Below are 14,000 nucleotides of genomic sequence, written 5' to 3'. Positions count from 1 at the left end.
CCGGTTCGCAAAGTGTTCCTCACGTTACGTCGAAATGAATGAAGCCTCTGTTCTCGTCGCGACGCAGCTTAGAACGCCGTGCCGATCTGGAACTGGAACTTCTGATACTGGTCGCCTTCATGTTTCTGCAGCGGGAAGCCCAGGCTCAGCTTGAGCGGGCCGATTGGCGAGATCCATGCAAGACCGACACCATAGCCATACCGCAAGCCGTTCGCGCCGGCGCTCGTGCCGCCCTGATTCGGGTCGCCCCAGACGTTGCCGGCGTCGAGGAAGGTGAAGACGCGCAACGTGCGGTCATAACCCGTTCCCGGCAGCGGGAACGTGAGTTCGATATTACCCACAGCCATGCGCGAACCGCCGATCGGGTCGCCCGTTTTCGCGTCACGCGGACCCAGCGAACTCGGCGAGTAACCGCGCACCGAGCCGATACCGCCCGCGTAGTAGTTCTTGAAGATCGGGTACGTCTGGCCGTCGAGGCCCTTGCCGTAACCGCCTTGCAGGTTGAAGCCGAGCACGAAGCCGCGCGCGAACGAGTAGTAATACTGGAACTGCGCGTCGAATTTAGCGTAGGTCGTGTTGCCGATAGGCGTGCCGTATTCTGCGTTCGATTGCAGGTAGTAACCGCGGCTCGGCACGAGCGCGCTGTCGCGATTGTCGCGCGACCAGCCAACCGTCAGCGGATAGTTGTTCACCACGCGACCGAATTCGTTCACGTAGTTGATGTACGACTGCGGCGTGGCCGAGTCGACGTCCATGGTGTTCTGCTCGGCGCCGACGCCAAAGAAGACCGTGTCCTGCTCGGAGAACGGAATGCCGAACTTGGTGTCCGCGCCCATCGTCACGATCTTGAAGCTCGAATCAGTCGAGTAGTAGAGCGGCTGATACGTGCGGTAGTAGGCGTCCGTGATCCGCTTGATACCGTCGATGGTGAAGTACGGATCGACCTGCGTGACCGTCAAGGTACGGTAGGTCTTTGCGGTGTTCACGTTCACCGAGAGACTCGTGCCGGAGCCGAACACGTTGTCCTGCGAGACGCCCGCCGAGAGCACCACCTTGTCCGTCGACGAGAAACCCGCACCCAGCGTGATGGCGCCGGTCGGCTTTTCCGCGACCTTCACGTCCACGTCCACCTGGTCGTTGGTCCCTTCCACCGGCGTGGTGGTGACATCGACATCCGTGAAGTAACCGAGACGGTTGATGCGGTCTTTCGAGAGCGCGAGGCGGCTCGAATCGAACCACGAGCTTTCCAGCTGACGCATTTCGCGACGCACGACTTCGTCCCGCGTACGCGTGTTGCCGTCGATATTCACGCGGCGCACATACACGCGGCGGCTCGGATCGACTTGCAGCGTAAGCGCCACCGTGTGATGCGCCTGATCGATTTCCGGCTGCGCGTTGACCTGTGCGAACGCGTAGCCGTATTCACCGAGCTTGTCGACGACGGCCTTGGTCGAGGACTGCAGCTTCTCGGCCGAAAACAGTTCGCCCGGTTTGATCTTGATGAGCTTGCTCAACTCGGCGTCGCGACTCAGCAGATTGCCCGACAGCTTGACGCTGCTGACCTTGTACGGCTCGCCTTCATGCAAGGCGACGGTCAGGTACATGTCCTTCTTGTCCGGCGAGATCGACACCTGCGTGGAGTCGATGCTGAACTCGAGGTAACCGTGATTCAGATAGTACGAGCGGACATTTTCGAGGTCGCCCGTGAGCTTTTCTTTCGCGTAGAGATCGCTCTTCGTGTACCAGGAGAACCAGTTCGGCGTGGAGAGCTGCATTTCGCCGAGCAGCGTGCTCGAACTCACGGCCTTGTTGCCGACGAAGTTGATCTGGCGAATCTTCGCGCTCGGACCTTCGGCCACCGAGAACAGAATGGTGACGCGATTACGGTCGACCGGCGTGACGGTGGTGGTGACTTCGGCCGCGTAGTAGCCGCGCGTCAGGTACTGACGTTTCAGTTCCTGTTCGGCCTTGTCGAGCAGCGCCTTGTCGTAGGAGCGACCTTGCGACAGGCCGACCGAGCGCAGCGCCTTGGTGATGGTGTCCTTGTCGAACTCGTGCAGACCCGCGAAATCGATGCTCGAAATGGCCGGCCGTTCTTGCACCTGCACGACCACGACATTGCCTTCGGTTGCGATTTGAACGTCGTTGAAGAAGCCCGTTGCATAGAGGGCGCGAATCGCTTCGGAGGCCTTGTCGTCGGTGAACGTGTCGCCTTGCTTGATCGGCAGATAGGCGAACACGGAACCCGGTTCGATGCGCTGAAGACCTTCGATCCGAATATCCTGCACGACGAACGGCGTAACGGCGTGTGCCGTGATACCCGTTGCGGCAAGCGCCGCGGCTACAGCCGTCTTAGGAACAAAGCGATGAGGTTTGAACAACGTGCTTCCCCAGTATTTAAAGCTGCATTCATTCCGGCGGTCGCTCGAACAACGCCGCCAGAGATTGTCAAAGTGGATCAGAAACGGATCAGGCGAGCCAGGTCATTGAACAACGCGATCATCGACAAAGCGACGATGCACACCAGCCCCGCCCGTTGCAGAACCAGCTGCCAGCGATCGGACACCGCCTTGCCGGTAACGGCTTCAACCAAATAATATAACAGATGCCCACCGTCCAAAACCGGAATCGGTAACAAGTTCAACACACTGAGGCTGATACTCACGAGCGCGAGAAAGGAAACGAAAGCCGTCAGACCCAAACGCGCGCTCTTTCCTGCATAGTCCGCAATGGTGACCGGTCCCGAAAGGTTCTTGAGCGATGCCTCGCCGGTGATCATCCGCCCGAACATGCGCAGCGAATACATGCTGATGTCCCACGTGCGATTCACGCCGAGACGCAGACTTTCCACCGGTCCGTAACGCACGTCGACGCTAGGCAACTGATTGGCGAGCGCAGCACCTATACGGCCGATATCCTTGCCGCTCGCCGCATCGTGCTTGACGTCGGGCGTCACCTGCACCGTCTGCTGCTTGCCCGCACGCTCGATCGTGAGCGTGACCGCTTTCGCGCCGTGCGCCTTCACGTAGTCGATGAAGCTCGTCGCGTTATCGACGTTATGGCCGTCTATTGCGCGCAGCTTGTCGCCCGCCTGCAGACCGCTCTTTTGCGCGGCGCTGCCCGCCTCCACACCCGCGACCGTGAGCGTGCCGCCGCCCGGCGTGAAGCCGAGCTTGTCCATGAAGTCCTGCTCGGCGTCCGCATCCGAAATGGTGCCGACACTCAGCGGAAAGTCGTACGTGCCTTCGTGCGTCTTCGCCGAAAGCACGATGCGGCGATGATCGAACGATGCATCCAGAATCTTCCAGCGCAGATCCGACCACGATCGAATAGCGTGCGTTTCGCCGCCGTTGTCCGCGTCGCGCATCGAAACGATCTTTTCGCCGCCTTCGAAACCCGCGCGCGCGGCTGCCGTGTTCGCCACGGGCGTCGCGACGATTGCTTCGGGCTCCGACACGCCGCCCGCGAATACCGCCGCGAACAGCACGATGGCAAGAATGAAGTTCGCGACAGGCCCCGCCGCGACGATCGCAATGCGCTTGGCGACCGGCTGCCGGTTGAAGGCGCGTGGCAGGTCCTCGGGCGCGATGCTCTCTTCGCTTTCGCGCTCGTCGAGCATCTTCACGTAACCGCCGAGCGGCAACGCGGCAATGGTCCACTCGACGCCGGTCTTCTTGCTGACCCAGCTCACGAGCGGCTTGCCGAAGCCCACGGAAAAACGCAGCACCTTGACGCCGCACATGCGCGCGACGCTGTAGTGACCGAATTCGTGGACGACGACAAGTACGCCAATCGCAACGACGAAGGCGACGATTTCGGTCAGAAAGTTCATGACGGCCTCAATGGGCGATGGACTCGGCGCCTGGCGCGCTGGCGGTGAGTTCCGCGACAAACCGATGCGCCAGACGGCGCGCGTTCGCATCGGCGGCGAGGACGTCGTCGAGCGATGCAGCGCTGCCGTTTGGCAAGGAGTTCAGCACGCGATCGACGACATCGCCGATCGCCATGAAACCGATGCGGCGCGCGAGGAACGCTTCCACCGCGATCTCGTTTGCGGCATTCAGCGCCGCGCTTGCCAGACCGCCCGCTTCCAGCGCGCCGATTGCGAGCGCGAGACACGGAAAGCGCGTGAAGTCCGGCTTCTCGAAACTGAGCGTGGCGATCTGTGCGAGATCGAGCGGCGCGACGCCTGAATCGACGCGATCCGGAAACGCCAGCGCATGTGCGATCGGCGTGCGCATGTCCGGGTTGCCGAGTTGCGCGAGCACGGAGCCGTCCGCATACGAGACCATGGAATGGATCACGCTTTGCGGATGAATCAGCACCTCGATGCGCGAACCGGGCAAATTGAAGAGCCAGTGAGCCTCGATGACTTCGAGGCCCTTGTTCATCATGGTCGCGGAATCGACGGAAATCTTGCGGCCCATTGCCCAGTTCGGGTGCTTGCAGGCTTCGTCCGGCGTGACGTCGATGAGCGTTGCCGGCTCGCGCGTGCGAAACGGGCCGCCCGATGCGGTCAGGATGATCTTCGATACGCCGCCGTGCAGCTTTGCCTCGCTGTCCGCGCAGGGCGGCAGGCACTGAAATACGGCGTTATGTTCGCTGTCCACCGGCAGCAGGATGGCGCCGTTGTCACGCACCGCATCCATGAAAATCTGGCCGGACATGACGAGCGCTTCCTTGTTGGCAAGCAAGATGCGCTTGCCCGCGCGCGCCGCCGCGAGCGTAGGCGCAAGGCCCGCCGCGCCGACGATGGCCGCGACCACGGTGTCGCATTGCGACGCCCGCGCCACCTCGACCAGCGCGGCTTCGCCGTGCGTCACCTCGGTTTTGCAGCCCGCGGCGTTCAGGGCGCCCGCCACGTGCGCGGCCGTTTCCGCGTCGCCCACCACGGCCACTTCGGGCGTGAAGCGCAGACACTGTTCGACGAGCTTGTCGCCGTTGCGATGCGCGGTGAGCGCGTAGACCGAGAAACGGTCCGGGTGCCGCGCCACGACGTCGAGCGTGCTATCGCCGATCGAGCCCGTGGAGCCGAGCAATGTAAGACGTTTTTGCATGAATTCTTCTCTAGCCGAGCATCAGCAATGCAATCGGCAGTACGGGCAGCAACGCGTCGATCCGGTCGAGTACGCCGCCGTGACCCGGCAGCAAACCGCTCGAATCCTTGACGCCCGCCTGGCGCTTAAGGAGCGATTCGAACAAGTCGCCGACCACGCTGAACGCAACCAGCACGGTCAGCGCGAGGAGCGCGCGCGCCCAGCCTAGATGTTCGACGAACGCGCTGAAGACGGTCGGCGCCTCGAAAGCGGTGGCGGCGGCAATCGTGCCGATGACCATCACCGCGACCCAGCCGCCGATCGCGCCTTCCCAGGTCTTGCCCGGACTGATGGACGGGGCCAGCTTGTGGCGGCCAAGGGCTTTGCCGGCGAAGTATGCGCCCACATCGGCCAGCCAGACTACTAGAAGAAGCGATAGCACGAAAGCCACGCCCACGGTGCGGGCCGCGACCACCGCGTGCCAGCAGGCCACGAACACGACGATTCCGGCAAAAAGCAGGAAGCCGCGCCACGCACCCGCCGAAAGCGCGGGCTTGCGCAAAAGCGCATACGGCCCGGCCAACACCCAAAAAATAGCGGCCATTTCGAAGAGCGCCTTGGGCGCGACGCCGAGAAACGTGCTGAAAATGAGCGCAAGTCCCGCAATGAGCGCGTAGGCCACCGGACCCGCGCCGTTGAGCTTGAGGAGCCGTCCCCATTCCCATGCGGCGAAGACGACGACAAAACCGATCAACGCCCCGAATACGCCGATTGGCGCGAACAACGTGACCGGCACGAGGACCGCAAGCAGGACGATTGCCGTGATGACACGGGTTCTTAGCATGAAAGGGTGTCGGCCTTCTGCGATTGGTTTTCGACTTGTGCGCTGGTGCGCCCGAAGCGGCGTTCACGCTCGCCATACGACGCGATGGCGCGATCCAGCGCTTCGGCGTCGAAATCGGGCCAGTAGGTATCGGTGAAATAGAACTCGGTGTAGGCGAGTTGCCACAGCAGAAAATTGCTGATGCGCTGCTCGCCGCCCGTACGGATGAAGAGATCCGGCTCGGGCGCGTAAGCCATGGCGAGATGCTCGGCGAAGGATTCGTCGTCCACGCGCGCCGGCACGCCCTGCTCAAGCGATTGCGCGATGAGCTTCTTCGTCGCCTGCATGATGTCCCAGCGCCCGCCGTAATTGGCGGCGATGGTGAGCGTCAAACGCGTATTGCGCGCCGTCTTGGTCTCGGCACGCTGAATGAGCGCGCGGATGCGGTCGTCGAACATGGCGGTGTCGCCGACCACGCGCAGACGGATGCCGTTGGCGTGCAGCTTGCCGATTTCGCGCTCGAGCGCGGTCACGAACAGGCGCATGAGAAACGACACTTCCTCGGTCGGACGGCGCCAGTTTTCGGAACTGAACGCGAACAGCGTGACGAATTCGACGCCGCGCCGCGCGCAACTTTCGACGGTGGCGCGCACCGCATCGACGCCGCGGGTGTGACCGGCGACGCGCGGCAGGCGCCGCTCGGTCGCCCAACGGCCGTTGCCGTCCATGATGATCGCGACGTGGCGCGGGACAGCCGCGACATCGGGCACGCGAACGGTAGAGCTGGTATAGGTCATGGCCGTTGAATCTTGAAATCGACAGAAGTGAGAGCCAGCCTCAATCTAAATGGTCGAGGCTGGCAAGACCGTATCTACGGCCTCACACCGTCATGATTTCGGCTTCTTTGGTCTGGACGAGCTTGTCGATTTCGGCGACGAACTTGTCGGTGAATTTCTGCACGTCGTCGCTTGCGCGGCGCTCGTCGTCTTCCGAAATCTCTTTGTCCTTCACGAGCTTCTTCAGTTGCTCGTTCGCGTCGCGGCGCAGGTTACGCACAGCGATCTTCGCCGATTCGCCTTCGCTCTTCACGACCTTGGTCAGCTCGCGGCGGCGCTCTTCGGTGAGCGCGGGCATTGGCACGCGGATCAAATCGCCCTGCGTTGCCGGGTTCAGACCGAGGTCCGACTCGCGGATCGCCTTTTCGACGACGCCGACCATCTTCTTTTCCCACGGCTGCACGCCGATCGTGCGGGCGTCGACGAGCGTCATGTTCGCCACTTGGGAGATGGGCACATTCGAGCCGTAGTAGTCGACCTGGATGTGATCGAGCAGACCCGTGTGGGCGCGGCCCGTGCGGATCTTCGCGAGATCGGCCTTGAACGCTTCGATCGACCGCGTCATCTTCTGGTCGACGCCTTTTTTAATGTCAGCCACACTCATTTGAACCTCCGAAACCTTGGGTTACTGGCAATCTAGGCGCCTTCGCGCGATCTTCCGGCGTGCTCCACACCGGCCGCGGCGCGGCGCCCTTTCAACGTCGCTGAACTTCTCGTTGACCACTCTCAACGCGAGAGTTTACACGTGGACGAGCGTACCTTCGTCGTCGCCTTGCACGATGCGCTTGAGCGCGCCCGGCTTCGTGATCGAGAACACGCGGATCGGCAGCTTCTGGTCGCGGCACAGCGCGAAAGCCGTGGCGTCCATGACTTGCAGATTGCGGCCGATCGCTTCGTCGAAGCTGATCGTGCTGTAGCGCGTGGCGCTCGGATCTTTCTTCGGGTCGGCGGAGTATACGCCATCGACCTTGGTTGCTTTCAACACCACTTCGGCGCCCACTTCCGCGCCACGCAAGGCGGCAGCGGTGTCGGTTGTGAAGAACGGGTTGCCCGTGCCGGCCGCGAAGATCACGACCTTGCCTTCTTCGAGCTGGCGAATCGCGCGGGGGCGGATGTACGGCTCGACCACCTGGTCCATGCGCAGCGCGGACTGAACGCGCGCTTCGATGCCGGCGTGACGCATGGCGTCTTGCAGCGCCAGCGCGTTCATCATGGTCGCGAGCATGCCCATGTAGTCGGCCGTCGCCCGGTCCATGCCGGCCGCGCCGCCCGCCACGCCACGGAAGATGTTGCCGCCGCCGATCACGACGGCCATTTGCGTGCCCATCCGCACTACTTCAGCGACATCCGCCACCATCCTTTCGATTGTTGCGCGATTGATGCCGAAGGCATCGTCGCCCATGAGGGCTTCGCCGGAGAGTTTGAGGAGTACGCGTTTGTAGGCTGTGGGCATATGAGTTTCCGATCGCGCCGAGGAGGGTTGCAACAACGTAGAACTGTAGGGGTGAAACAATATTTACCGCAAGCGGCCGGATCGGGCGACGGGCGCGACGTATACGGGTTTTCCCGAATTCGCCGCGCCCGCGCGATGCTTGCCGCCTCACTGCCTTTCGATGCCCGGCGCCGTCATACCGCCGAGCGCCTTCACTTCAAAACTCAGCCTTGCTTGGCGGCAGCAACCTGCGCAGCCACTTCGGCCGCGAAGTCGTCCTGACGCTTCTCGATGCCCTCGCCCACCACGAACAGCGCGAACTTCTGCACCGACGCGTTTGCGGCCTTCAACATCTGTTCGATCGTCTGCTTGTCGTTCTTCACGAACGGCTGGTTCAGGAGCGACACTTCCTTCAGGTACTTCTGGACGCTGCCTTCGACCATCTTGGCGACGATTTCAGCCGGCTTGCCCGATTCAGCGGCCTTTTGCTCGGCGATGCTGCGTTCCTTCGCGATCAGGTCGGCCGGCACTTCGTCCGACGACAGCGAGACCGGCTTCATGGCCGCGACGTGCATGGCGACGTCCTTGCCGACTTGCTCGTCCGCGCCGGTGAACTCGACCAGAACGCCGATACGCGCACCGTGCAGATACGAGGCCAGCTTGTTCGCGGATTCAAAGCGCACGAAACGGCGAATCGACAGGTTTTCACCGATCTTGCCGACGAGCGCGAGGCGCACGGCGTCGACCGTCGAGCTTTCGAGCGGCAGCGCGGAGAGCGCGGCCACGTCAGCCGGATTGTTCTTGGCCACGAGTTCGGCGATCGTCTTGGCGAAGGCCAGGAAGTCGTCGTTCTTGGCAACGAAGTCGGTTTCGCAGTTCAGTTCGACGAGCGCGCCCACGCCGCCGTCGATATACGACGTGACGATGCCTTCAGCCGTCACGCGCGATGCCGCCTTGCTCGCCTTGTTGCCGAGCTTCACGCGCAGCAGCTCTTCGGCGCGCGCCATGTCGCCGTCGGCTTCCGTCAGCGCCTTCTTGCATTCCATCATCGGCGCGTCGGTCTTCGCGCGCAGTTCTGCCACCATGCTTGCGGTAATTGCCGCCATCATTCGCTCCTTGAGTCTGTTTGATACGTCCCGCCGCTTGAATCCGCCACGGGAAAGGGTACTGGACGTGCGGGAACGCAATGCCGCGCTCCCGAGTGCCGCGGCTTAAAAAAAAGGGGCCTTTCGCAAAGCCCCCTTTTATGTCGGCCGCAGGGCTCGATTACGCCTCTGCGTTGACCTCGACGAACTCGTCGCCGTCGCCTTCGCGGACAGCCTGGACCACGTCGTTCACCGCGTTCGCACGGCCTTCGAGGATCGCGTCGGCCACGCCTTCGGCGTACAGCGCGACGGCCTTGCTGGCGTCGTCGTTACCCGGAATGACGTAGTCGATGCCTTCCGGCGAGTGGTTCGTGTCGACCACGGCGATGACCGGAATACCAAGCTTCTTGGCTTCGGTCACGGCAATCTTGTGGTAGCCGACGTCGATCACGAAGATCGCGTCCGGAATGCCGCCCATGTCCTTCACGCCGCCGATCGACTTCTGCAACTTCTGCATTTCGCGTTCGAACAGAAGCGCTTCCTTCTTGCTCATGCGCTCGGTTTCACCCGATTCGACGGATGCTTCCATGTCCTTCAGGCGCTTGATCGAAACCTTCAAGGTCTTGAAGTTGGTCAGCATGCCGCCGAGCCAGCGGGCGTTGACGAAAGGCATACCCGAGCGGGCGGCTTCCTGAGCGATGGTGTCGCGAGATTGACGCTTCGTGCCCACGAACAGGATCGTGCCGCGGTTCGCTGCCAACTGGCGCACGTACTTCAGCGCGTCGTTGTAGAGCGGCAGCGTCTTTTCGAGGTTGATGATGTGAATCTTGTTGCGATGACCGAAGATGAACGGGGCCATCTTGGGGTTCCAGAAGCGCGTTTGGTGACCGAAGTGGACACCTGCTTCCAGCATTTGACGCATCGTGACTGCCATGAAATTCTCCGCGAGGGTTGGGTCTTAAGCCGGCTGCCGCATCCCGCGCCCGGTGCTTCTAGCTAACCGGACGCCGGACACCCTGGGTGCGCCGGCTTGCGAATCGAACGATTGTCTGTAAGAGAAGCGAGACGTCCCGCCACCCTAACTTTCAACCTACTTTCCAAGCCCTACTACACCTAGATAAAAGTGTGGATAGGACTTAGCCCGTAACTATAGCATGTGAGGATTGACTAGCTCAAGCCGCTTGCAGGTGCCCGAAAGCGCTTGGGGAAGCCCGATCCATGCCCCGCATGCCTTTGATTCGGGCTGCGGCGCCCTCTCTAAGGTGCGATAATGCCGATTTCGCGGCTCACGGCCGCATACTCGCATTTCTGAGCCTAGTCATGTCCATTACGCTGAAAAACGATCACGATATCGCGCAAATGCGCGTCGCCTGCCGGCTCGCCAGCGAAGTGCTCGATTTCATCACGCCGCATATCGTTGCTGGCGTGACCACCGAAGAACTCGACCGCCTTTGCCACGAACTCATGGTGAAGGAACAGGGCACGGTGCCCGCACCGCTCAACTATCAGCCGCCGGGTTATCCGCCTTACCCGAAAGCCACCTGCATTTCCGTCAACGACGTAATCTGCCACGGCATTCCCGGCGAAAAAGTGCTCAAGAACGGCGACGCGCTCAATATCGACGTCACCGTCATCAAGAACGGCTATTTCGGCGACACGAGCCGCATGTTCATCGTCGGCGAAGGGTCCATTCTGGCGAAGCGTCTGGTGCAAACCACCTTCGATTGCATGTGGCTCGGCATCGATCAGGTTCGTCCGGGCGCACACCTCGGCGACATCGGCGCGGCTATCCAGAAGCATGCCGAGGCGCAAGGTTACAGCGTGGTGCGCGAATATTGCGGTCACGGCATCGGCCAGGTCTTCCATGAAGAGCCGCAGGTGCTGCATTACGGGCGCGCCGGCACGGGCATCGAACTGGAAGCGGGCATGATCTTCACCGTCGAGCCGATGATCAACGCCGGTCGCCGCGAAATCCGCACGATGCCGGATCAATGGACCGTCAAGACGCGTGATCGCAGCCTTTCCGCGCAGTGGGAACATACCGTTCTCGTCACGCCGACCGGTTACGAAGTCCTGACCGTGTCCGCGGGCACGCAGGCGCCCTCGCATTTGATCGCGGCCACGGCTTCCTGAGCTCCGCCGCTCCCCGGCCGCGCTTGCGTGCGCGGCCTTCTTCCTTCCTGAATCCGAGCCCATGAGCGTCACAGTCCCTGTCGCCACGCCGTGTGAAACGCTGCGCGCTGCCTACAAGGCGGCGAAGTCGGCGCTCATCGAACGCTTTCAGACGGCTTCGAACGTCGAACCGTTGATGCACGCGCTCGGGCGCGCCACCGACGACGCGCTCAAGGGCGCCTGGGCCGCCTGCGAGATGCCGGCGGACGCGGCGCTGGTCGCGGTCGGCGGCTATGGGCGCGGCGAGCTCGCGCCGTATTCGGACGTCGATATCCTCGTGCTTCTGCCCGATGCCGGCGGCGATCAGGAAGACGTGGGCCCGCTCAACGCGCGCGTCGAGCGGTTTATCGGCATGGCGTGGGATCTCGGGCTCGATATCGGCAGCAGCGTGCGTTCGGTCGAGCAATGCATCGCGGAAGCGAGCGGCGATGTCACCGTCCTCACGTCGCTGCTGGAGGCGCGGCGCATCTTCGGCAGCGCGGAACTGTTCGAACGCTTTTCCGCGCGCTACAAGGAGACGCTCGATCCACGCGGCTTCTTCCAGGCGAAGGTGCTGGAAATGCGTCAGCGCCACGCGAAGTTTCAGGACACGCCGTACAGCCTCGAGCCGAACATCAAGGAAAGTCCGGGCGGTCTGCGCGATCTTCAGCTCATTCTCTGGATTTCGCGCGCGGCCGGTTTCGGCAGCAGCTGGCGCGAACTCGACCTGCGCGGTCTCATTACCGACCGCGAAGCGCGCGAACTGCGCCGCAACGAAGCGTTTCTCAAGACCTTGCGTGCGCGGTTGCACGTGATTGCGAAACGTCGCCAGGACATTCTCGTCTTCGATTTGCAGACGCCGCTCGCCGAGAGTTTCGGCTTCAAACCGACGACCGCCAAGCGCGCGAGCGAGCAGTTGATGCGCCGCTACTACTGGGCGGCAAAGGCCGTCACGCAGCTCGCGACCATTCTGATTCAGAACGTCGAGGCGCAGTTGTTCCCGTCGACGAGCGGTATCACGCGCGTCATTTCGGGGCGCTTCGTCGAGAAACAGGGCATGCTGGAAATTGCCCGCGACGACGTCTTCGAGCGCGAACCGCACGCCATTCTCGAAGCGTTCCTGCTCTACGAGCAGACCCGCGGCATCAAGGGACTCTCGGCGCGCACGCTGCGCGCGATCTACAACGCGCGCGAACTCATGGACCGCGACTGGCGGCGCGACCCGGAGAACCGGCGTCTCTTCATGGAGATTCTCAAGCAGCCCGAGGGCATCACGCACGCGCTGCGTCTCATGAACCAGACGAGCGTGCTCGGGCGTTATCTGCTGAACTTCCGGCGCATCGTCGGACAGATGCAGCATGACCTTTACCATGTCTATACGGTCGATCAACACATCCTGATGGTGCTGCGCAACCTGCGCCGCTTTGCGATAGCGGAACATGCGCACGAGTATCCGTTTTGCAGTCAGTTGATGGGCAATTTCGAGCGCCCGTGGGTGCTCTACGTCGCGGCGCTCTTCCACGACATCGCGAAAGGTCGCGGCGGCGATCATTCGACCCTCGGCATGGCCGATGCCCGTCGCTTCTGCCGCGAACACGACATGTGTCAGGAAGACACCGACCTCGTCGTATGGCTCGTGCAGCAGCATCTGACGATGAGCCATGTCGCGCAGAAGCAGGACACGAGCGACCCTGAAGTCATCAAGCAGTTCGCCTCCGTGGTAAAGACCGAGCGGCGGCTGACCGCGCTTTATCTTCTGACCGTGGCGGACATTCGCGGCACGTCGCCCAAGGTCTGGAACAACTGGAAGGGCAAGCTGCTCGAAGACCTGTTCCGCGCGACGCTCGCCGTGCTCGGCGGCGCACAGCCGGATGCGCACTCGGAACTCAAGTCGCGTCAGGAGGCGGCGCTCGCGCTCCTGCGTCTGGAAACCGTGCCGGAGAATGCGCAGCGCGAGCTGTGGGACAAACTGGATGTCGGCTACTTCTTGCGTCACGATGCCGCGGATATTGCGTGGCAAACGCGTGTGCTGTACCGGCATGTCGAAAGCGACGCGCCGATCGTGCGCGCGCGCCCGTCGCCCATCGGCGCGGCGCTGCAGGTACTGGTGTACGTGAAGGACCGGCCGGATCTGTTCGCCGGCATCTGCGCGTACTTCGACCGCAATGGCCTTTCCGTGCTAGATGCCCGCGTGACGACGACGCGACATGGCTACGCGCTCGATAACTTTCTCGTGGCGCATCCCGATCACGATGGGAGTTATCGCGACATCGCGAATCTCGTCGAACAACAATTGAGCACGCTTTTGGCGGACGAGCGCATTTTGCCCGAGCCGTCGAAGGGCCGCGTATCGCGGCTCGTGCGCACCTTTCCTGTCACGCCGCGTGTGGATTTGCGCCCGGACGAGCGTGGCCAGTACTACATCCTTTCCGTGTCGGCCAACGACCGGCAGGGCCTTCTTTATTCGATCGCGCGCGTTCTGGCGCAACACCGGATCGGCGTGCAGGCAGCGCGAATCAACACGCTTGGCGAACGCGTCGAGGACGTGTTTTTGCTCGACGGCAAGAGCTTGTCGAACAATCGCACCCAGATCCAGATCGAGACCGAACTGCTGCGCGCGATCGCAGCCTGAAATTT

Annotated in this window: 11 protein-coding genes; 2 read left to right on the top strand and 9 right to left on the bottom strand. The window is 62.3% G+C overall.

Features of this window, described 5'->3' with window-relative positions; genetic code table 11:
* Positions 1-68 precede the first annotated feature (68 nt).
* From bamA to rpsB, 9 genes are all read right to left on the bottom strand, one after another.
* Complete coding sequence (gene bamA / locus NCR40_RS05595; protein WP_244827767.1) at positions 69-2,381, bottom strand: outer membrane protein assembly factor BamA; 2,313 nt, start codon at positions 2,379-2,381, stop codon at positions 69-71.
* A gap of 77 nt (positions 2,382-2,458) precedes the next feature.
* Positions 2,459-3,832 carry an RIP metalloprotease RseP gene (gene rseP, locus NCR40_RS05590; protein WP_250508928.1) on the bottom strand — a complete coding sequence of 458 codons (1,374 nt, stop codon included), beginning with the start codon at positions 3,830-3,832 and terminating at the stop codon, positions 2,459-2,461.
* Between the two features lie 7 nt (positions 3,833-3,839).
* Positions 3,840-5,057 carry a 1-deoxy-D-xylulose-5-phosphate reductoisomerase gene (locus NCR40_RS05585; RefSeq protein WP_250464499.1) on the bottom strand — a complete coding sequence of 406 codons (1,218 nt, stop codon included), beginning with the start codon at positions 5,055-5,057 and terminating at the stop codon, positions 3,840-3,842.
* Between the two features lie 10 nt (positions 5,058-5,067).
* Positions 5,068-5,880 (bottom strand): phosphatidate cytidylyltransferase, encoded by an 813-nt coding sequence (locus NCR40_RS05580; protein ID WP_250508927.1) that lies wholly within the window; start codon positions 5,878-5,880, stop codon positions 5,068-5,070.
* On the bottom strand, positions 5,874-6,656 hold the full coding sequence (gene uppS, locus NCR40_RS05575; RefSeq protein WP_244827763.1) for a polyprenyl diphosphate synthase: 783 nt from the start codon (positions 6,654-6,656) through the stop codon (positions 5,874-5,876). Before uppS ends, NCR40_RS05580 begins: the two co-directional genes overlap by 7 nt.
* 82 nt (positions 6,657-6,738) lie before the next feature.
* Positions 6,739-7,299, bottom strand: coding sequence for a ribosome recycling factor (gene frr, locus NCR40_RS05570; protein WP_244827762.1), 561 nt, complete (start codon positions 7,297-7,299; stop codon positions 6,739-6,741).
* A 135-nt stretch (positions 7,300-7,434) separates the two neighbouring features.
* Positions 7,435-8,148 (bottom strand): UMP kinase, encoded by a 714-nt coding sequence (gene pyrH, locus NCR40_RS05565; protein ID WP_244827761.1) that lies wholly within the window; start codon positions 8,146-8,148, stop codon positions 7,435-7,437.
* A gap of 203 nt (positions 8,149-8,351) precedes the next feature.
* Complete coding sequence (gene tsf / locus NCR40_RS05560; protein ID WP_244828013.1) at positions 8,352-9,233, bottom strand: translation elongation factor Ts; 882 nt, start codon at positions 9,231-9,233, stop codon at positions 8,352-8,354.
* 160 nt (positions 9,234-9,393) lie between these two features.
* Positions 9,394-10,146 carry a 30S ribosomal protein S2 gene (gene rpsB, locus NCR40_RS05555; protein WP_244827760.1) on the bottom strand — a complete coding sequence of 251 codons (753 nt, stop codon included), beginning with the start codon at positions 10,144-10,146 and terminating at the stop codon, positions 9,394-9,396.
* Positions 10,147-10,532: 386 nt separating this feature from the next.
* On the opposite strand from rpsB, the gene map reads away from it, so the two are divergent.
* Entirely contained in the window at positions 10,533-11,345 is an 813-nt protein-coding gene (gene map / locus NCR40_RS05550) for a type I methionyl aminopeptidase (protein ID WP_244827759.1), read from the top strand.
* 61 nt (positions 11,346-11,406) lie between these two features.
* Positions 11,407-13,995, top strand: coding sequence for a [protein-PII] uridylyltransferase (locus tag NCR40_RS05545; protein WP_244827758.1), 2,589 nt, complete (start codon positions 11,407-11,409; stop codon positions 13,993-13,995).
* Positions 13,996-14,000 lie beyond the last annotated feature (5 nt).

The organism is Caballeronia sp. GACF4 (assembly GCF_023631025.1).
GTDB lineage: Bacteria > Pseudomonadota > Gammaproteobacteria > Burkholderiales > Burkholderiaceae > Caballeronia.
The sequence above is the reverse complement of the archived record's forward strand: the minus strand, read 5'-3'. Positions and strand labels throughout refer to the sequence as shown.

Bases quoted from the DNA above. Each gene is read 5' to 3' on its own strand.
- frr (WP_244827762.1), bottom strand. From the start codon at position 7,299: ATGAGTGTGGCTGACATTAAAAAAGGCGTCGACCAGAAGATGACGCGG.
- tsf (WP_244828013.1), bottom strand. From the start codon at position 9,233: ATGGCGGCAATTACCGCAAGCATGGTGGCAGAACTGCGCGCGAAGACC.
- NCR40_RS05545 (WP_244827758.1), top strand. From the start codon at position 11,407: ATGAGCGTCACAGTCCCTGTCGCCACGCCGTGTGAAACGCTGCGCGCT.
- map (WP_244827759.1), top strand. From the start codon at position 10,533: ATGTCCATTACGCTGAAAAACGATCACGATATCGCGCAAATGCGCGTC.
- rseP (WP_250508928.1), bottom strand. From the start codon at position 3,832: ATGAACTTTCTGACCGAAATCGTCGCCTTCGTCGTTGCGATTGGCGTA.
- rpsB (WP_244827760.1), bottom strand. From the start codon at position 10,146: ATGGCAGTCACGATGCGTCAAATGCTGGAAGCAGGTGTCCACTTCGGT.
- NCR40_RS05580 (WP_250508927.1), bottom strand. From the start codon at position 5,880: ATGCTAAGAACCCGTGTCATCACGGCAATCGTCCTGCTTGCGGTCCTC.
- pyrH (WP_244827761.1), bottom strand. From the start codon at position 8,148: ATGCCCACAGCCTACAAACGCGTACTCCTCAAACTCTCCGGCGAAGCC.
- uppS (WP_244827763.1), bottom strand. From the start codon at position 6,656: ATGACCTATACCAGCTCTACCGTTCGCGTGCCCGATGTCGCGGCTGTC.
- NCR40_RS05585 (WP_250464499.1), bottom strand. From the start codon at position 5,057: ATGCAAAAACGTCTTACATTGCTCGGCTCCACGGGCTCGATCGGCGAT.